This window comes from Ancylobacter sp. G4_0304 (assembly GCF_047501495.1).
Taxonomy (GTDB): Bacteria; Pseudomonadota; Alphaproteobacteria; order Rhizobiales; family Xanthobacteraceae; genus Ancylobacter.
In genome coordinates this window covers 14,626-31,620 of the sequence record NZ_JAZDRM010000042.1, presented here as the reverse complement: position 1 = coordinate 31,620, position 16,995 = coordinate 14,626, and the positions used below count along the sequence as shown (strand labels likewise).

Below are 16,995 nucleotides of genomic sequence, written 5' to 3'. Positions count from 1 at the left end.
GTCCCGCCCGCCCTTCTGCCTGGCCGGGCGCACCGCGCTCGTCACCGGTGCCGGGCGCGGGCTCGGTTTCGAAATGGCGAAGGCGCTGGCGGCGGCGCAGGCGACGGTCATGCTGAACGGGCGCGATGCCGCACGGCTGGAAGCGGCGGCGCAGGCGCTGCGCGGCATGGTCGAGGGCGCGCAGGTCGGGATCGCGCCGTTCGACGTCGCGGACACGGATGCCGGCGTTGCCGCGATCGAGGCCATCGAGGCCCGATACGGTGCTCTCGACATACTCATCAATAATGTGGGCGCCCGCGACCGGCGCGCTTTGGCCGATTTCTCCGCGAGCGAGGCGGCGGCGCTGATCGGAACCGATCTGATCGGCCCGATGATGCTGGCGCGCGCGGCGGCCGGGCGCATGGCGGTTCGCGGCCATGGCCGGCTGATCACCGTGACCTCGATCGCCGGCCATGTCGCGAACCGCAACGACCCGGTCTACACCGCCGCCAAGGCCGGGCTGACCGGGCTGATGCGGGCGCTGGCGGTGGATTATGCCCGCGCCGGCATCACCTCCAACGCCATCGCGCCGGGCATGTTCGCCACCGAGACCAATCAGGGCCTGGTCGAGGACGCGGCCTTCTCCGCCTTCGTCGATATCCGCGTTCCCTCCGGTCGTTGGGGGCGGCCGGCGGAAATCGGCGGCGCGGCGGTGTTCCTCGCCTCGGACGAGGCCTCCTTCGTCAACGGGCATGTTCTCGTGGTCGATGGCGGTCAGACCATCCGCATGTAGCGGCGCCGTTCCGGCCCTCCCCCTCTCGACGCGCGCCGCCTGCGTTGCGATACAGCCTAGGGACCCATGGGAGGCGAGGATGACCGGCTTTTCCGATCGGCTGCGCGCGGAAGCGGGCGAGAACTGGCAGGCGGCGACCGGGCACCGCTTCGTCGACGAGATCTTTGCCGGGACGGTGGCGCCCGATGTCATGGTCCGTTACCTGACGCAGGACTACCAGTTCATCGACCGTTTCGTGGCGCTGCTCGGCATGGCGATCGCCACCGCCGACCTCTATCCCTCGCGCATCCGCTTCGCGCAGTTCGCGGCGATGATCACCAGCGACGAGAACACCTATTTCCAGCGCGCCTTCGATGCGCTGGACGTGCCGGCCGGCGAGCGCATCGCCCCCGCGCTGACCGCGCCGACGCTGGGATTCCAGGCGCTGATGCGCGAGGCGGCGCAGAGCGGGCGCTATCTGAACGGCCTCGCCGTGCTCACCGTCGCCGAATGGCTGTATCTCGACTGGGCCGACCGGGCCGAGGCGGTGCTGCCGGCGGATTTCGTCCATGCCGAATGGATCACGCTGCACAATAATGACGGCTTCCGCGCCTTTGTGACCTGGCTGCGCGGCGAGCTCGACCGCGCCGGCGCGCGGGCGGACGCGGCGGGGCAGGCCGAGGCGTCAGGCTATTTCCAGCGGGCGGTGGCACTGGAACGTGCGTTCTTCGATCATCTATATGAATAACGCGGCCATCTGATCTTGTGGCATACGACATAAAAGACCCGAATGCTGATGTCGGTCGCCCGAATCGCCGGCGAAAACAGCACGGCCGGTCACGTGCTGTATGCAATGCAGCAATGCGATTGGATGGCGGTCGCCCTATCCCATAACCAATGGTCCCACCCGTTCATTTATCATAAATTTGAAATATCGCGCGGCCTGTGCCCACGGCGCGGTGCTGAAAGCGCAGGCGAATGCTGGATTTTTCTAGGACCTATTTTCAAGATGACGCGAATTAAGACACGAGATATTTGTTGACGTTATCTGTGACGGTGTTACACGCGTACAGGCCTTGCAAAGGAGAGTTTAGATGTCGGAACAGGATGCTTCGGCGGTTGATTATTTGGGACTCACGGCTGATGTCGTCGCGGCTTTTGTCGGCAATAATTCCGTTCCGTCGACCGAGCTTCCTGACCTCATCGCCAAGGTGCACGGCGCTCTGCTTCGTCTGACGGCGCCCGCTCCGGTTGTCGTCGAGGAAGTCCTGAAGCCGGCAATCCCGGTCAAGAAGTCGGTGACGCCGGAATATATCATCTGCCTTGAGGACGGGCTGAAGTTCAAGTCGCTCAAGCGTCATCTGCGGACGAAGTACAACATGACGCCGGAAGACTACCGGGCGAAGTGGGGTCTTCCCAATGATTACCCGATGGTTGCGCCGAGCTACGCTGAGGCGCGTTCCAATCTCGCCAAGAAGATGGGTCTCGGCCAGCAGCGTAAGAAGCCCGTCGCCGTTGCGCCGGCCAAGGGCCGCGGCCGGGCCAAGAAGATCGCCTGATTCGGGCTTCGTGACACAGGTCGCGGCCGTTTGACGTTTCGGGGGCGCTCAAGGCGCCCCCGTTGCTTTTGAGGGATGCTCAGGAGCCGGTCTCCCGGGGAAGCGTCGGCGTCCGCCGGCCCGTCGCGGTCGAGAATGACGCCTCAGCGCTGATGGACATAGCTGCCCGGTGCCTGCTCCAGCGCGGGAAACCCCCGTTCGGGGGCGCCCATGGCCGGGGGCGCGACGGCTTCGGGCGACGAGCGCTCGTCCAGCCAAGCGGCATAGGCCGGCCACCACGAGCCCTCGCGTAGTTCGGCGCGCTCGCTCCAGTTCTCGGCGTCGAGGCAGGGGTCGCGCGCGGCCTTGTGGCCGATCCGGTAATGGCGGCCGGCATGGCCGGGCTCGCTGACGATGCCGGCATTGTGCCCGCCATTGGTGAGCACGAAAGTAACGTCGGCGTCGCTGAGATAGTGGATCTTGTAGACCGACTGCCACGGCGCGACATGATCCCATTCCGTGCCGACGGCGAAGATCGGCACGCGGATGTTCTGGATCGCCACCGGGTGCCCGTCCACCACGTAGCGCCCGGCGGCCAAGTCGTTATCGAGGAACAGCGAGCGCAGATATTGCGAATGCATGCGGTAGGGCATGCGCGTGGTGTCGGCGTTCCAGGCCATGAGGTCGTTCATGGCGGGGGGCTCGCCCATCAGATAGTCATGCAGCAGGCGTGACCAGATCAGGTCGTTCGAGCGCAGGAGCTGGAACGCGCCGGCCATCTGCGAGGCATCGAGATAGCCGCGCTGCCACATCATGCTGTCGAGATAGTCGAGCTGGCTGTCGTCGATGAACAGCTCCAGCTCGCCCGGTTCGCTGAAGTCGGTCTGCGCCGCGAGCAGCGTGACCGAGGCCAACCGGTCGTCGCCCTGATGGGCCATGGCGGCGGCGGCGATGGAGAGCAGCGTGCCGCCGAGGCAATAGCCGAGCGCGTGGATGCGCGCTTCCGGCACGATGGCGCGAACTGCGTCGAGCGCCGCCATGATGCCGAGACGGCGATAATCCTCCAGCCCGAGATCGCGATCGGTCGCGTCGACATTGCGCCAGGACAGGCAGAACACCGTGTGCCCGCGCTCGACGAGGTAGCGGATCAGCGAATTATGCGGCGACAGATCAAGAATATAGAACTTCATGATCCAGGCCGGCACGATCAGCACCGGTTCGGCTTTTACCTGCGCGCTGGCGGGCGCGTACTGGATCAGTTCGATCAGGTGGTTGCGATAGACCACCTGGCCCGGCGTCACCGCCACCTCGTGTCCGACACGGAACGCCTCCGACCCGGCCGGCGGCTCGCCGGCGGCATGGCGGGTGGCGTCGTCGACGAATCGGCGGAAGCCGTCGAGGAGATTGCGCCCGCCGGTCTCCGTCGTGCGCTGGATCACCTCGGGGTTGGTGAGCGGGAAGTTCGAGGGCGACACCATGTCGAGGAGCTGGCGCGCGGTGAAGGCGACCACGTTCTCATGGTGCGGCGAGACGCCGGGCACGCCACGCGTGGCGTTGTGCCACCATTGCTGGGTCAGCAGGAAGCTTTGATACCAGAGCGCAAAGGGCATTTTCTGCCACGCCTCGGCGCGGAACCGCCGGTCGCCGGGTAGAGGCGTGATGCAGGGGTGGGGCTGGCCGGCAAGCCCGGCGCGCAGCGCGTGCACGGACATGCGCTGAGCCTTGGTCAGGGCCTTCAGGAGCAGCTCGGCACGCTTTCCGGGCGACTTGGCGAGATGGAGCAGCCAGTCGGAATAGGCCAGCCACAGCGCGGCCGGCGACAGTCCCGCGGTCATCTGCGCCATCATCGCGCTGGAGCTGCGGTCGAGGGCGCGAAATGCTTCAAAGCCGATCGGCTCCTCATGGCCGGCGAGGGACGAGGAAGGAACCGGCACTCTCGCCGGGGCCGGCGCGGCCACCGGAACTTCCGGACGGACCGGGTCCGGTGCCGTGGCGCGTGGGGGCCCGGAATGCGTGGCATTGGAGCGGGTGGATTTGGCAGGTGTGGATTTGGCGTCCATGCGGCCTCCCGAAATGCGCGCGCCGGGCGGACCCGGCCGACAGGCGCGCCGGTACTGCGGCGCGGGACATGAAGCCAGCTTACACCCATGACCGTGCCGGCGGCACGGCACGGCTCGGCCGCCATCTGTGCATCTTGAACATCGGGCGACCTTGATCGAACTCAAGCCCGCATCCGGGGTACGCCCAAACCTGAGCCGGTCATGCCGGACCGGATCCGGCGCCGGCCTTGTGAATGGCTGTGGATGGCGCGCTATGTTTGCCGAGCCTGTTGCAATGCGCGGCGAAAAGAGGTAGCTCACGGGCCTCTCGCGGCAGGCACCGCCTCTCGCGATTGATTGCTTCCTCCCTTCGCGGAGAAAGCGGGGCGCCCGTAGCTCAGCTGGATAGAGCACCAGACTACGAATCTGGGGGTCAGGAGTTCGAATCTCTTCGGGCGCGCCACTAATTTCAAGAACTTAGCCGGATTTCACCGTTTCAAACAAATGAGCTGAAACGGTTTTTGAAACAGTTTTCGCGGTCCGATACGTTTATCCCGCCGTCTGTTCGCTACAGCGCGAAGCGCTGCCCAGCCGATGCAGCTGAAAAAGCGAGATCAACATCGTGGGCGCGCGGAAGTGCTGCTCGCCTCGCCGCCGCATTCGGTCGCCCCACAGACGCGCCTTTGCGGCGTCCACTCCGTTGGCCACGTTGGGTGGGCGGCGTCAGGGGAGGGCGGGAGTCGGCGTAGGACACCGTGTCCAGGTCGTCGGTCATCGCGGAGGTGTCACTCCGTGGTCTATTCGCCAAAAACGATAATTCGGCAGTGCGCAGCTTGCTCAGCCTCACACGGACGACGGCCCGGGAGCGGGCAGCGACGCGCTGATGCCCACACTGCTGCCAGTCTCGCGCCGCGCCTTGGCGAATTCGCGATCGGTGGCGATGAAACGCTCCAGCATGGGCACGATAAGCTTCACGGGATCGGGTGCAGGCTGCCCGGTTTCTCGCGCGAGCACCTCGGCATAGGCAACGAGATCGCGGTGCAGCGCGCCGGGTAGCGAGAGCGCCACCTTTACCGGCTTGTCGTTCGCGATGGGACCGAGTTTCAGCTTCGCCATGGTCAGTACCTGTAGGGTTCGAGGACGAGGTCACGGGTGACCATGACTCGCACCGGGAACCCCGGCCGAATGGTCAGTGTAGGCGCGACCTGCAACTGCCGGCGGATAATCTCCTGCCCGGCATCGTTGATGGTGTCCTGCGCCCCGCTTTGGAGCGCCTGGATCAGTTCGTCCTCGTCATCCATAGCCAGTTCGGCGCTGACGGAGAGCAGCGTCGATAGCCCGATCGCCTTGGCGAGGTCCCACCAATGCATGTCGACGCCGTCCTCGAGGCCGGCATAGCCCTGCGCATCCGTGCCGGGCTGGCGCTCGAGCACGATGGAGCGGCCATTGGGGAAGATCAGCCGGTTCCAGACCAGCAGGATCCGGCGCTGCCCGAAGCCGACGCCATTGTCGTACTGCCCGAGCAGCCGGGTCCCCTGCGGAATGATCAGGATGCGGCCGGTCGGGCTGTCATAGACGTTTTCGGTCACCTGGGCGGTGATCTGGCCCGGCAGGTCGGAGCGGATGCCGGTGATCAGCGCGGCCGGGATGAAGGCACCGGCCTGCAGCACATAAGGCGAGGCCGGCGCCATGACCCGATCGGACGCCACGACGCGCCGATCGACGGCGGCATTGAGGAAGGCAAGCTGGCGATCCTGGGGTGAGGACGTGCCGCCCGTTCCTGTCGAGCCAGGGCCGCTGAAGCCGGAGGCACCCGTCACTGACGAGGCCGGCGCGCGAGCCTGCGCAGCTTGGAAGAATACGCGACTGGTCCGCGCGGCTTCCTGTTCCGCAAGACGCCGCTGCTGCTCAGGATCGACCTGTGGCGCCATCATTGTCGGCGGCACGACGGGCTGGCCGCGGTTCTGTGCCTCAAGGATCGGCCGACCGAGATCGCCGGGTAGAGGCGGACCCAGGATCGGCCCGGTGTAGTCCCGCGGCAGCCCGGCAAGGCCATCGGCAGTGGAGCGGTTCTGGGTGGAATAAAGCTCCTCGCCGCCGGTGCCCTTGTCGCGCCCCTGCAGCGCATAGATCAGGGCGCCGCCGATGCCGAGGCTGACGACCAGCCCGGCGCCAGCCAGCACTTTGCGCGAAAGACGGGTGACGCGCGGAGGTTCCGGACGCAGCCGCATGGCCGCGGCGTGATCGGTGGCCGGAGCGGCAAGATCGGCCTCGAGGTCATGATTGCCGGGGCTGCTCATGATGCCGGCCTCCCGTCCGTGCGCTCGATCCGCACTTTTTGCGGACGCTTGCCGCCGCCAAGGCGAAGCTCGGCCGCACCGAACAGCCGATCGACGATCAGGATGTTCTGGTGGATTCTGCTGTTGACGATCTGGGCTTCGCCATCCGCGCCAATGACAAAGAGCGGCGGCATCTCGCCCTGCACGATGCCGCGCGGAAATTCGACATAGACCTTGCGCCCGTCGTCATAGACGGCCATCGGCCGCCAGGGCGGCGTGTCGCCGGTGAGCGCATAGCGGTAGTTGCGGTCAGTGAAGGCCGGGATGACCGGCGTCGGCGGAACACTGGGGCGCTGCGCTCCCGGAGCCTGCGGATAGGCCCACGCGACAGCCGGCATATAGGGCTTCTCGCCGGCGCGCAGCTCGATCATGTAACTGCGCCGATCGGTGGTGATGACGAGATTGGTGGAGATGTCCGCCCGCGTCGGCTTTACCAGCACATGCACGCGCCGCCTCGCGCCCTCGCCGCTCTCCGTGTCGCCGATGATCCAGCGGGCGGTGTCGCCTGCCGCGATCGGCCCGCTGCCGGTCAGGCTCTCGCCCGGCTCCAAGGCGATGTTGGTGATCTGGCCGGGCGCGGCATAGACCTGATAGAGCGCACCCTCGCTCCAGGGATAGATCTGGATGGCGTTGTGATAGCCCTCGCGGCGCGGCTCGACCCGCGCAGCCGCGTTGGCGTTCTCGACGCGGGCAACGGGGGTTTTCGCATCCGTGCCGCCCTTGGCCGGCGTCCAGGCGGGAGGCGTATGGAGCGGGCGTGGCCGGTCATCCGCAACCACTGTCGGCACCGTCGGCAGCGCCGGCACGTCACTGTCATAGCTGATCTGCGGCGGCTTCGGTGCGGATGCGCAGCCGCCCAGCATCGTCGCGGAGAGCAGGAGAACCGCAAAGGCGGAGCGGCGGAAAGCCGGAGATGCGGATTTACGGATCGACGTTTTCACTGGCTCATCTCCCGCGACCAGCTGATGGCGTTGACATAGATGCCGAGGGGATTGGTGCGCAGGCGCTCGGCATCGCGCGGCGGCTGGATCACCAAAGTGAGGATCGCGCTCCATCGCTCGGTGGCGGCGAGCTGGCCGTTCTCGTAGCGACGCTCTACCCAGGCGATGCGGAAGGAATCCGGCGAAGCGCGGATCACGCTGGAGACCTCGACCGCGATCTGCTGCTTGCCCACCCGGGTGAATGGGTCATTGGCGCGGGCATAGTCGTTGAGCGCGGCGGCACCGCGATCCGTGGTGAACTCATAGGCCCGAAGCCAGTTCTGCCGCACGATGACGGGATCCGCCGGCAGGCTGCGCACCTGCTCGATGAAGCGGGCGAGATGCCAGGCGATCTGCGGATCGGTCGGGCGATAATCGCCGGTGGCAGGCCCCACGGCCTGCGTCTGGCCGAGGCGATCGACCTCGACCACCCAGGGCACGACGGTGCCCCTCGTCGATTGCCATATCAGCGCTGAGGCAAAGCCGGCCGAGAGAAGTAGACTGCCAAAGGCCATCATCCGCCAGTTCTTCGCCTGCACACGAGCCGAGCCGATGCGCTCGTCCCAGACCTGAGCCGCCTTCTGATAGGGCGTGACCGGCTCGGGCGAAGTTCCGTAATGGGTCGCGGGTCGCTTGAAGAGGCTCATGAGCGGTCGCTCTCAGACAGGGAGACGGAAGAGCCGCCGGCATGGCTGTCACCGGAGCGCACAGCATGGGCGGCGGCGGAGACGCCATGGCGAAGCGACTGGCCGCGCTTCATGCGCTTGGCCCAGTCGGGCACGTCACCGGCCGAGGAGGCTGAGGCCGTGCCGGTGATGGCGTTCGCGAGCGGGGTCACGCCGGCGGAGCCCGCGGCCCGTGCGACGCCACCCAGTCCCGAGGCGACACTCGCCATGCCGGACTGACCGGCCGCACCGATGCTGTAGGTTGTCGCACCTCCGCGCGCCGCGGCCGCCGTCGCGGAGAGCGCGGCCCCACCGCCTCGGACCGCGAGGCTGGCGGCGCCGCCGGCCGCCATCAGCGCGCCACCGGCGGCGAGGCCCGTGCCGACCGCGGCCCCCGCGCTCAGCTGCGGGCCACCGGAGACAAGGCCGGCGGCAATGCCCGGGCCGAAGATACCGAGACCGAGCAGGGAAAGCGCCGCGAGGACGATTGCCATGGCGTCATCGATGGTCGGCGTCTGCCCGCCAAAGCCGGCGGTGAACTGGCCGAACAGGGTGGAGCCAATGCCGATGATGACGGCAAGCACCATGACCTTGATGCCGGAGGAGACGACATTGCCCAGCACCCGCTCGGCCATGAAGGCGGTCTTGCCGAACAGGCCGAAGGGGATCAGCACGAAGCCGGCGAGCGTCGTCAGCTTGAACTCGATCAGGGTGACGAAGAGCTGGACGGCGAGGATGAAGAAGGAGAGCAGCACCAGCACCCACGCGAACAGCAGGCAGGCGATTTGGATGAAGTTCTCGAAAAAGGCGACCCAGCCCATCAAATCAGAGATGGACTCGAGCAGCGGCCGACCAGCATCGAGCCCGGTCTGCGCCACCTTGCCGGGACGCATGAGGTCGCTGACGGAAAATGCCGTTCCCGAGCCCTTGAGCCCGAGCCCGGCGAAGCTCTCGAAGACGATGCGGGCGAGGTTGTTCCAGTTGCCGATGATGTAGGCGAAGACGCCGACGAAGAGGGTCTTCTTGATCAGTCGGGCGATGATGTCGTCATCCGCACCCCACGACCAGAACAGCGCCGCCAGCGTCACGTCGATGACGATGAGGGTGGTGGCGATGAAGGCGACCTCGCCGCCAAGCAGGCCCAAGCCGCTGTCGATATAAGAGGTGAAGACCCCCAGGAAAGTGTCGATGACGCCGGTGCCGCCCATCTCAGCGGCCTTCGTTCGGCGCGGGACGCCCGAGAAACCGGTCACGTGTCTGCGCCCAGACCTTCAGGCACGGAGCGTCTTGCGCGGCCGCCTCTCCCAACTGCTGGCAGCGGCGCTGCTCATCTCGCAGAGGATCGCGCTCGGCCTCGACCGTCCGAGTGGGTGAAGGCTCCGGCGCCTTCTCCTCCCGGCTCATCTCCAGAACCGCCGCCGTACCGGCGATGGCCACGAAGATCACCGCGCCGAGCCGGGCCAGCATGGCTGCGTCCATGTCGGCCTCCTCAGTTGCTGAACATGCGGGCAGTGCCGGGCTGATAGCCGGCGCCCGGGGTGAGGAAGCGCCGGCGCTGCTCGCGGCCCTGCTCGGCGGCGGTCGCGCGTTCCGCCTCGGAGAGCGCCGCAGCGCGCCCATTGGCGGACATCACCGCGATCAGGTCGGAGAGCTGCTGCGACTGCAGAGCGAGTAATTGGTTGCCGGCCTGCGTGGCCTGAAGCGCGCCCGTCGCGCCCTGGCTCTGGCCGACAAGCGTCGCCATCTCGGCGCGGTTGGCGTCGACATTGCCGACGACGCCGGCCTGCACCCGCAGCGCATCCTGCAAGCCCCCGACCGTGGTCTGCCAGCGCGAGCGCGCACCGGCGACGAGATCGGCATCGGAGGCCGAGAGCGGGATGTTGCCATAGCGCTGCTGGAAGGCCTGGTCGATCTGGCCGACATCGAAGGCGATGCTCTGCGCCTGTCCGAGTAATTGCTGGGTGCGCTGGACCGATTGCTGGATCTGCTGCAGGGAGGAGTGCGGGAGGCTGGCGAGATTGCGGGCCTGGTTGATCAGCATCTGCGCTTCGTTCTGCAGCGAGGTGATCTGGTTGTTGATCTGCTCCAGCGCCCGCGCCGCCGACATCATGTTTTCCGCGTAGTTCCACGGGTCATAGACCGTGAGGGCCTGCGCGGGCGGGGACAGAACGGGTGCGAGGGCGAGCGGCGCGGTCAGCAGCGCGACGGCCAACGCGGATAGGCGCAGACGGGACAGCGTCATGGCTGCGTCTCCAGATTGGTGAGGTTGGGAAGGAGGTCGGCGGCCCAGCCGAGGCCGCGATGACGCAGCCAGGTTTCCAGGAAGCCGTCGCGACCGTGCGCGGCGAAGATCCTGCCGATGGCCTGCTGATCCGTCTTCGAGGACGCGGCGCACAGCGCCAGCGCGACCTCGGACAGGCCGAGTTCGAACTGCCGGTTGCCGCGCCGCGACTGGCAGTAATAGTCGCGCTTCGGGGTCGCCCGCGCGAGGATCTCGATCTGTCGGTCGTTCAGGCCGAAGCGGCGGTAGATGGCGTTGATCTGCGGCTCGATGGCCCGCTCATTGGGGAGCAGAAGACGTGTCGGGCAGCTCTCGATGATGGCGGGCGCGATCACCGAGCCGTCGATATCGGAGAGGGACTGCGTGGCGAAGATGACGGAGGCGTTCTTCTTGCGCAGCGTCTTCAGCCATTCCCGCAGCTGGCCCGCGAAGCCCTCATCGTCCAGCGCCAGCCAGCCTTCATCGATGATGATGAGGGTCGGTGATCCGTCGAGCCGGTCCTCGATTCGGTGGAACAGATAGGCCAGCACCGCCGGCGCGGCCTCCGTCCCGATCAGCCCCTCGGTCTCGAAGGCTTGGACCGTGGCCGCGCCCAAATGCTCGGTCTCGGCGTCGAGCAGCCGACCCCAGGCGCCGCCGATGCAATAAGGACGCAGCGCCTGCTTCAGGTCGTGCGACTGCAGCAGGACACAGAGCCCGGTAAGCGTGCGCTCCTCGCCGGGCGCCGAGGCGAGCGAGGTCAGCGCCGTCCAGATATGTTCCTTCACCTGCGGCGTGATGGGAACGCTTTCGCGGGTGAGGATGGCGACGATCCAGTCGGCGGCCCAAGCGCGCTCGGCAGCCTCATCGATGCGCGCAAGCGGCTGGAGCGCGACGGTCTCCGCGCTCCGCTCGCTGAGTCCGCCGCCGAGATCGTGCCAGTCCCCACCCATGGCGAGCGCTGCGGCTCGGATCGAACCGCCGAAATCGAAGGCGAAGACCTGAGCACCGGCGTAGCGCCGAAACTGCAACGCCATCAGCGCCAGCAGCACCGACTTGCCCGCCCCGGTCGGGCCGACGACGAGGGTGTGGCCGACATCGCCGACATGGAGGCAGAACCGGAACGGGGTCGAGCCCTCGGTCTTGCCGAACAGCAGCGGCGGTGCATCGAAATGCGCGTCGCGGCTCTCGCCGGCCCACACTGCTGACAGCGGGATCATATGGGCCAGATTGAGCGTGGAGATCGGTGGCTGGCGGACATTGGCATAGACATGACCGGGCAAAGACCCGAGCCAGGCATCGACGGCGTTGATGGTCTCGTTCATCACCGTGAAGTCCCGACCCTGGATGACCTTCTCGACCCGTCGCAGTTTCTCGTCGGCGATGCGCGGATCCGCATCCCACACGGTCACTGTCGCGGTGACATAGGCGATGCCGGCATGGTCTGCGCCGAGCTCCTGCAGCGCGAGGTCGGCATCTTCAGCCTTGTTTGCGGCATCCGAGTCCATGAGAACGGATTGCTCGTTGGTCATGACCTCCTTGAGGATGGCGGCGATGGATTTGCGCTTGGCGAACCATTGCCGACGGATCTTGGTGAGCAGCCGGACCGCATCTGTCTTGTCGAGCAGGATCGCCCGGGTCGACCAGCGATAGGGAAAGGCCAGCCGGTTCAGCTCATCAAGTAGGCCGGGCGTCGTCACCGTCGGAAAGCCGGTGATGGTCAGCACCCGCAGATGCTGGTCGCCAAGGCGTGGCTCCAGCCCGCCCGTGAGCGGCTGGTCAGCCAGCAGCGCGTCGAGATAGATGGGCGCTTCGGGCACGCGGACACGGTGCCGATGCGTTGAGACGCAGCTGTGCAGATAGGTCAGCGTCTCGCCGTCATCGAGCCAGCGGCATTCCGGCATGAAGGCGTCGATAAGGTTGAGCAGGCGATCGGTTCGGTCGGCAAAGCCGCGCACCGTCTCATGGGGATCAAGCCCCGCCTTGTCCCGCCCTTCATAGAGCCAGCCTTCGGTGCGCGCCGCGTCCTCGGCCGGCGGGAGGAAGGTGAAGGTCAGGAAGTAGCTCGACTCGAAATGGCTGCTCGCCTCTTCGAAATCGGCCCTCCTCTCGGCATCGACCAAAGCGGAGGCGGCGTCGGGAAAGGTGCTCGCCGGATAGGTTGACGCCGCATGGCGCTGCGCTTCCACGAAGATCGCCCATCCCGAGCCGAGACGGCGAAAGGCATTATTCAGCCGCCCGGCGACCGCGACGAGCTCGGCGGGCACAGCGCTGTCGAGGTCCGGCCCGCGAAAAGATGCGGTTCGCTGGAACGAACCGTCCTTGTTCAGCACAATGCTTGGGGCGACCAGTGCCGCCCAGGGCAGGAAGTCGGCAAGGCGACGGTTGCGGCTGCGATATTCGGCGAGGCTCATCATCACGGCACCCCGCTCAGACCGAGAGGTGCGCGGGGATGCGCAGATGCCGACGCACCACCTCGACAAAAAGCGGATCGCGCTTTGCGGCCCACACCGCCGCGACATGGCCGATCATCCCGATGGCGAGGCCAACCAGCCACAGGCGCAGGCCGAGGCCCACGGCCCCGGCAAGCGTGCCATTGACGATGGCGATGGCACGCGGCGCGCCGCCGAGCAGGATCGGCTCGGTCAGCGCCCGGTGGACCGGTACGCTGAAGCCGGGAACCTCGACCGTCTCGGCCATCAGACGAGCGCTCCGCCGCCGAAGGAGAAGAAGGACAGGAAGAAGCTCGAGGCGGCGAAGGCGATCGACAGGCCGAAGACAATCTGGATCAGCCGGCGGAAACCACCCGACGTGTCGCCGAAAGCCAGCGCAAGGCCGGTCGAGATGATGACGATGACGGCGATGATCTTGGCGACGGGGCCTTCGATCGACTGGAGGATGGATTGCAGCGGCGCCTCCCACGGCATGGACGAGCCGGAGGCATGAGCGCTGACCATGGCCATCAGGCTGATGCAGGTGACAGACGCGGCCAGCCGGGCGGCGCTACGGGTGCAATGGGGCGATCGGATCATGTGGGATCTCCGGTGATGACAGGGGTGATGCGGTAGTCGCCATCGGGGCCGAGGCCCTCGACATGCGCGAGTTCAGTGAGCCGGCGCGCCGCGCCGCGCCCCGAAAGCACGGCCACGAGATTGATGGTCTCGGCGATCAGCGTGCGCGGGACTGTGACGACGGCTTCCTGGATAAGCTGCTCCATCCGGCGCAGTGCGCCGAGCGCACTGCCGGCATGGATGGTGCCGATGCCGCCGGGATGGCCGGTGCCCCAGGCCTTCAGGAGATCCAGCGCCTCGGCGCCGCGCACCTCGCCGATGGGGATACGGTCGGGCCGCAGCCGAAGCGCCGAACGGACGAGGTCCGATAGCGAGGCGACGCCGTCTTTGGTGCGCAGGGCGACAAGATTCGGAGCCGCGCATTGCAGCTCACGCGTATCCTCAATGAGAACAACGCGATCGGAGGTCTTCGCGACCTCGGCGAGCAGCGCATTGGTCAGCGTGGTCTTGCCCGTCGAGGTGCCGCCCGCGACGAGAATGTTGGCGCGAGAGGCAACACCCTGGCGCAAAGCGTCGGCGTGCCACGCCGACATGATCCCGGCGCGGACATAATCCTCCAGCGTGAACACCGCGACGGCGGGCTTGCGGATCGCGAATGTCGGGGCCGCCACGACCGGCGGCAGCAGGCCCTCGAAACGTTCTCCCGTCTCGGGCAGCTCGGCCGAAACGCGCGGAGCTCCGGCATGCACCTCGGCGCCGACATGATGCGCGACGAGACGAACGATGCGTTCGCCGTCAGCGGGCGACAGCTTCTCGCCTGTGTCGCCCAACCCTTCCGAGAGCCGGTCGATCCACAGCCGCCCGTCCGGGTTCAGCATCACCTCGGCGACGAGCGGGTCTTCCAGATGCCGAATGATCGCCGGAGCCAGCGCCGTGCGCAGCATCCGTGTGCCGCGGGCAAAACCCTGATGATGTGCTGCCGCCATGCGACCCCCGATGTGCCGGGGTCATGACGATCTGATCCCGGGTGGGGATGATTAAAAGAGCCCGATATTGGGCCGGTCCAACAGGTTTCCCTCCGCATCGCAGCGTGGCGTGCAATGACAGGCGAACGGCGGAACTGCCGTTTAGTGATCGGAAGCGGCACAGGGAGCCTCCGCCTCACGGCTTGAAGCAATGCTCCCTGTGCCAGCGCAGGAAATGGGGATGGGGCCGCTCGATCAGCCTGCGTGGCGCGATGGCGCGGCCGTCTTTGTTGATGAAGGCGCGCACGCCGTCGGGATCGTTGGTTTGGCGGGAAATGAGGATGTCCAGATCATCCGAGAGGCTGATCAGTCCGCGATCGAACATCCAGTGCGCCGTGCCCGACAACGCCAACCCGTTGCTGACGATGTCGGGGCCATTCGCTTCCACCGGGCGGATATGCGCGGCCGCCACCTCGGCGCGCCCGCCGCCATTGATCAGCTTGAGCCCGCTGATGGCACAGCGCTCGTCATAGGCGCGCAACACGACGCGCCGAAAAATGCGGTCGCGGACGATCCGGGAGGACAGAGTGTCGACGCGCTCGCGGGGCTGCTCGAACACGAATGGGGCCTGTTCTTCGTCAAAGCCTAAAAGGGACGCACCCGCGTCGACACGAGGCAGCAGCGGCTCGCTGTCATTCAGCCCGAGCGTGACGATCCGGTTGAAATCCTCCGGCGACAGCGGACGCACGGCGGCTTGCGCACGCCCCGACATGCGCCCGTGCGCGTTCAGCACACCGCGTTCGACCACACCATCAGCATCGGTGAACGGCACCGGGCTGGCAAAATCGAGATAGCTGCCCGGTTCGATGAGAGCGAGATACATGCCCGGAGCGGTGGGATCGGGAACGACGCGCTCGACCCTGGCAATCGCGAAATAGCCGCGGGTCTCCGCCACTTTCCGGGGTTCGTAATAGATGATCCAGTCGCCGACGCAGGCCTCGACGCGTCCCAGATATGGGCGCGGGAACTGATACCGCTCAGCCGGGCTATCGTCATAGATCGAGTCCGAGCGGTGAATGAAGACGCCGAATCCCATGTGCCATCCCTGGTGCCCACTCGATCGTATCGCAGATTGGAAAGCGTTCGGCAGCAGGTGGACCATTCACCCCTTGGTCGCGCGCGTCACGTTATCGGCCCGGTATCACGCTTTCAGTTCTCCTTCGCACTGCCGTGAGCGATAGGACGGCTATCTATCAATCACACATCCTCTATTATGTGAGCTATAGTGGGAGACTTTATCGCTCATGGTGTGGAACTGGACGCAGCACGGCTGGCCGCATTTTGCCTATGATCCGGTTGCCCTCGAACCGTTGGAGCGGCGGTTCCTGCTGCTCACCGGCGAGGTGATCGGCGCAGTCCGGCATGTCAGCGAGGGCGAGCGCGACCTGCTGCGGATCGAACTCCTCAGCGACGAGGCGGTCAAGACCAGCGCGATTGAAGGAGAGACGCTAGATCGCCTCAGCGTGCAATCCTCCCTGCGCCGTCAGCTCGGCCTCGACACCGACAATCGCAATGTGAAGCCAAAGGAACGCGGCATCGCGGAGATGATGGTCGATCTCTACCGGAGCTGGGCGGATCCCCTCGACGCCGATACTCTGTTCCGCTGGCACCGCATGCTGATGGCGGATAGCCGGCATCTGGAAACGATCGGCGGCTACCGCCGCCATGAAGACGCGATGCAGATTGTGTCCGGCCGCCAGGATCGGCCGACGGTGCATTTCGAGGCGCCGCCATCCTCTCGGGTGCCGGACGAGATGGCCGCATATCTCGCCTGGTTCAATGGCTCGGCCCCGGACGGTGGAACGCCCTTGCCAGCACTCACCCGGGCCGGGATCGGACATCTCTATTTCGAGAGCATCCATCCCTTCGAGGATGGCAACGGCCGCATCGGCCGAACCCTCGCTGAAAAATCCCTCGCCCAAAACATCGGGCAACCGACCCTGATCGCGCTCGCCCACACCATCGAGCAGCATCGCAAGGCCTATTACGATCAGCTCGAGGTCCATCAGCGGACGCTCGATGTCACGGGCTGGCTGGTCTATTTTGCGGAAACGATCATCGCGGCCCAGCAGACGACGCTCGGCCGCGTCGCCTTCCACATCGCCAAGGCGCATTTTTACGACCGCTTCCGCTACATGATGAACGAACGGCAGGAGAAGGTGATCGCCCGCCTGTTCCGTGAGGGCCCCGGTGGCTTCACGGGCGGCCTGAGCGCGGAGAACTACCTCGCCATCACCGGCACCTCACGCCCCACCGCCACGCGCGACCTGCATGACCTGGTCGAGAAGGGCGCTCTGACGCGAACCGGAGAGCGCCGATATACCCGTTACTACCTGAACCTGCCGTAAAGCGGTGACCGGGCAGCATGTGGCGCAACCGTTGGAGCT

General features: G+C 66.3%; 18 protein-coding genes and 1 tRNA gene. 6 read left to right on the top strand and 13 right to left on the bottom strand.

Features of this window, described 5'->3' with window-relative positions; translation table 11 throughout:
* Nucleotides 1-19: 19 nt before the first annotated feature.
* The 4 genes from VRZ77_RS19085 to VRZ77_RS19070 all read left to right on the top strand — a co-directional run bounded on the left by VRZ77_RS19085 (nucleotide 20) and on the right by VRZ77_RS19070 (nucleotide 2,310).
* Entirely contained in the window at nucleotides 20-772 is a 753-nt protein-coding gene (locus tag VRZ77_RS19085) for an SDR family oxidoreductase (protein ID WP_414594164.1), read from the top strand.
* A gap of 79 nt (nucleotides 773-851) precedes the next feature.
* On the top strand, nucleotides 852-1,499 hold the full coding sequence (locus tag VRZ77_RS19080; protein WP_414594162.1) for a TenA family protein: 648 nt from the start codon (nucleotides 852-854) through the stop codon (nucleotides 1,497-1,499).
* Nucleotides 1,500-1,541: 42 nt separating this feature from the next.
* Entirely contained in the window at nucleotides 1,542-1,793 is a 252-nt protein-coding gene (locus tag VRZ77_RS19075) for a hypothetical protein (RefSeq protein WP_414594161.1), read from the top strand.
* Between the two features lie 52 nt (nucleotides 1,794-1,845).
* Entirely contained in the window at nucleotides 1,846-2,310 is a 465-nt protein-coding gene (locus VRZ77_RS19070; RefSeq protein ID WP_414594160.1) for a MucR family transcriptional regulator, read from the top strand.
* Nucleotides 2,311-2,453: 143 nt separating this feature from the next.
* Here the strand turns inward: VRZ77_RS19070 and VRZ77_RS19065 are convergent, their stop codons facing one another.
* A complete protein-coding gene (locus VRZ77_RS19065; RefSeq protein WP_414594159.1) occupies nucleotides 2,454-4,349 on the bottom strand; it encodes a PHA/PHB synthase family protein in 1,896 nt (631 codons plus the stop codon).
* A 365-nt stretch (nucleotides 4,350-4,714) separates the two neighbouring features.
* Between VRZ77_RS19065 and VRZ77_RS19060 the strand changes: the two genes are divergently transcribed.
* A tRNA-Arg gene (locus tag VRZ77_RS19060) sits at nucleotides 4,715-4,791 on the top strand.
* A 380-nt stretch (nucleotides 4,792-5,171) separates the two neighbouring features.
* Here VRZ77_RS19060 and VRZ77_RS19055 read toward each other — a convergent pair.
* From VRZ77_RS19055 to VRZ77_RS19000, 12 genes are all read right to left on the bottom strand, one after another.
* On the bottom strand, nucleotides 5,172-5,444 hold the full coding sequence (locus tag VRZ77_RS19055; RefSeq protein ID WP_414594158.1) for a DUF2274 domain-containing protein: 273 nt from the start codon (nucleotides 5,442-5,444) through the stop codon (nucleotides 5,172-5,174).
* A 2-nt stretch (nucleotides 5,445-5,446) separates the two neighbouring features.
* Nucleotides 5,447-6,628, bottom strand: coding sequence for a TrbI/VirB10 family protein (locus VRZ77_RS19050; protein ID WP_414594157.1), 1,182 nt, complete (start codon nucleotides 6,626-6,628; stop codon nucleotides 5,447-5,449).
* Nucleotides 6,625-7,608 carry a P-type conjugative transfer protein TrbG gene (gene trbG, locus VRZ77_RS19045; RefSeq protein WP_414594156.1) on the bottom strand — a complete coding sequence of 328 codons (984 nt, stop codon included), beginning with the start codon at nucleotides 7,606-7,608 and terminating at the stop codon, nucleotides 6,625-6,627. Before trbG ends, VRZ77_RS19050 begins: the two co-directional genes overlap by 4 nt.
* Nucleotides 7,605-8,294 carry a conjugal transfer protein TrbF gene (gene trbF, locus VRZ77_RS19040; protein ID WP_414594155.1) on the bottom strand — a complete coding sequence of 230 codons (690 nt, stop codon included), beginning with the start codon at nucleotides 8,292-8,294 and terminating at the stop codon, nucleotides 7,605-7,607. The genes trbG and trbF overlap by 4 nt, the downstream gene beginning before the upstream one ends.
* Nucleotides 8,291-9,520 (bottom strand): P-type conjugative transfer protein TrbL, encoded by a 1,230-nt coding sequence (trbL, locus tag VRZ77_RS19035; protein ID WP_414594154.1) that lies wholly within the window; start codon nucleotides 9,518-9,520, stop codon nucleotides 8,291-8,293. The genes trbF and trbL overlap by 4 nt, the downstream gene beginning before the upstream one ends.
* A gap of 1 nt (nucleotide 9,521) precedes the next feature.
* Entirely contained in the window at nucleotides 9,522-9,791 is a 270-nt protein-coding gene (gene trbK-alt, locus VRZ77_RS19030; protein ID WP_414594153.1) for a putative entry exclusion protein TrbK-alt, read from the bottom strand.
* A gap of 10 nt (nucleotides 9,792-9,801) precedes the next feature.
* The gene (gene trbJ / locus VRZ77_RS19025) at nucleotides 9,802-10,554 is read right to left on the bottom strand and encodes a P-type conjugative transfer protein TrbJ (protein WP_414594152.1); all 753 of its coding nucleotides are present in this window, start codon (nucleotides 10,552-10,554) and stop codon (nucleotides 9,802-9,804) included.
* Nucleotides 10,551-12,989, bottom strand: coding sequence for a conjugal transfer protein TrbE (trbE, locus tag VRZ77_RS19020; protein WP_414594151.1), 2,439 nt, complete (start codon nucleotides 12,987-12,989; stop codon nucleotides 10,551-10,553). Before trbE ends, trbJ begins: the two co-directional genes overlap by 4 nt.
* A gap of 13 nt (nucleotides 12,990-13,002) precedes the next feature.
* Nucleotides 13,003-13,272: a VirB3 family type IV secretion system protein gene (locus VRZ77_RS19015; protein ID WP_163074037.1), complete on the bottom strand. Its 270-nt coding sequence runs from the start codon at nucleotides 13,270-13,272 to the stop codon at nucleotides 13,003-13,005.
* Entirely contained in the window at nucleotides 13,272-13,604 is a 333-nt protein-coding gene (locus tag VRZ77_RS19010; protein WP_414594150.1) for a TrbC/VirB2 family protein, read from the bottom strand. Before VRZ77_RS19010 ends, VRZ77_RS19015 begins: the two co-directional genes overlap by 1 nt.
* Nucleotides 13,601-14,569, bottom strand: a complete 969-nt coding sequence (gene trbB / locus VRZ77_RS19005; protein ID WP_414594149.1) for a P-type conjugative transfer ATPase TrbB — start codon at nucleotides 14,567-14,569, stop codon at nucleotides 13,601-13,603. Before trbB ends, VRZ77_RS19010 begins: the two co-directional genes overlap by 4 nt.
* Before the next feature lie 175 nt (nucleotides 14,570-14,744).
* Nucleotides 14,745-15,644 (bottom strand): HNH endonuclease, encoded by a 900-nt coding sequence (locus VRZ77_RS19000; protein WP_414594148.1) that lies wholly within the window; start codon nucleotides 15,642-15,644, stop codon nucleotides 14,745-14,747.
* Nucleotides 15,645-15,852: 208 nt separating this feature from the next.
* Here VRZ77_RS19000 and VRZ77_RS18995 point away from each other — a divergent pair, with 208 nt between their 5' ends.
* Entirely contained in the window at nucleotides 15,853-16,956 is a 1,104-nt protein-coding gene (locus tag VRZ77_RS18995; protein WP_414594147.1) for a Fic family protein, read from the top strand.
* The last annotated feature ends 39 nt before the right edge of the window (nucleotides 16,957-16,995 follow it).

Excerpts from the sequence above, each read along its gene's own strand:
- VRZ77_RS19080 (WP_414594162.1), top strand. The coding sequence starts at position 852 with ATGACCGGCTTTTCCGATCGGCTGCGCGCGGAAGCGGGCGAGAACTGG.
- VRZ77_RS19075 (WP_414594161.1), top strand. The coding sequence starts at position 1,542 with ATGCTGATGTCGGTCGCCCGAATCGCCGGCGAAAACAGCACGGCCGGT.
- VRZ77_RS19070 (WP_414594160.1), top strand. The coding sequence starts at position 1,846 with ATGTCGGAACAGGATGCTTCGGCGGTTGATTATTTGGGACTCACGGCT.
- VRZ77_RS19065 (WP_414594159.1), bottom strand. The coding sequence starts at position 4,349 with ATGGACGCCAAATCCACACCTGCCAAATCCACCCGCTCCAATGCCACG.
- VRZ77_RS19055 (WP_414594158.1), bottom strand. The coding sequence starts at position 5,444 with ATGGCGAAGCTGAAACTCGGTCCCATCGCGAACGACAAGCCGGTAAAG.
- VRZ77_RS19050 (WP_414594157.1), bottom strand. The coding sequence starts at position 6,628 with ATGAGCAGCCCCGGCAATCATGACCTCGAGGCCGATCTTGCCGCTCCG.
- trbF (WP_414594155.1), bottom strand. The coding sequence starts at position 8,294 with ATGAGCCTCTTCAAGCGACCCGCGACCCATTACGGAACTTCGCCCGAG.
- trbL (WP_414594154.1), bottom strand. The coding sequence starts at position 9,520 with ATGGGCGGCACCGGCGTCATCGACACTTTCCTGGGGGTCTTCACCTCT.
- trbK-alt (WP_414594153.1), bottom strand. The coding sequence starts at position 9,791 with ATGGACGCAGCCATGCTGGCCCGGCTCGGCGCGGTGATCTTCGTGGCC.
- trbJ (WP_414594152.1), bottom strand. The coding sequence starts at position 10,554 with ATGACGCTGTCCCGTCTGCGCCTATCCGCGTTGGCCGTCGCGCTGCTG.
- trbE (WP_414594151.1), bottom strand. The coding sequence starts at position 12,989 with ATGATGAGCCTCGCCGAATATCGCAGCCGCAACCGTCGCCTTGCCGAC.
- VRZ77_RS19015 (WP_163074037.1), bottom strand. The coding sequence starts at position 13,272 with ATGGCCGAGACGGTCGAGGTTCCCGGCTTCAGCGTACCGGTCCACCGG.
- VRZ77_RS19010 (WP_414594150.1), bottom strand. The coding sequence starts at position 13,604 with ATGATCCGATCGCCCCATTGCACCCGTAGCGCCGCCCGGCTGGCCGCG.
- trbB (WP_414594149.1), bottom strand. The coding sequence starts at position 14,569 with ATGGCGGCAGCACATCATCAGGGTTTTGCCCGCGGCACACGGATGCTG.
- VRZ77_RS19000 (WP_414594148.1), bottom strand. The coding sequence starts at position 15,644 with ATGGGATTCGGCGTCTTCATTCACCGCTCGGACTCGATCTATGACGAT.
- VRZ77_RS18995 (WP_414594147.1), top strand. The coding sequence starts at position 15,853 with ATGGTGTGGAACTGGACGCAGCACGGCTGGCCGCATTTTGCCTATGAT.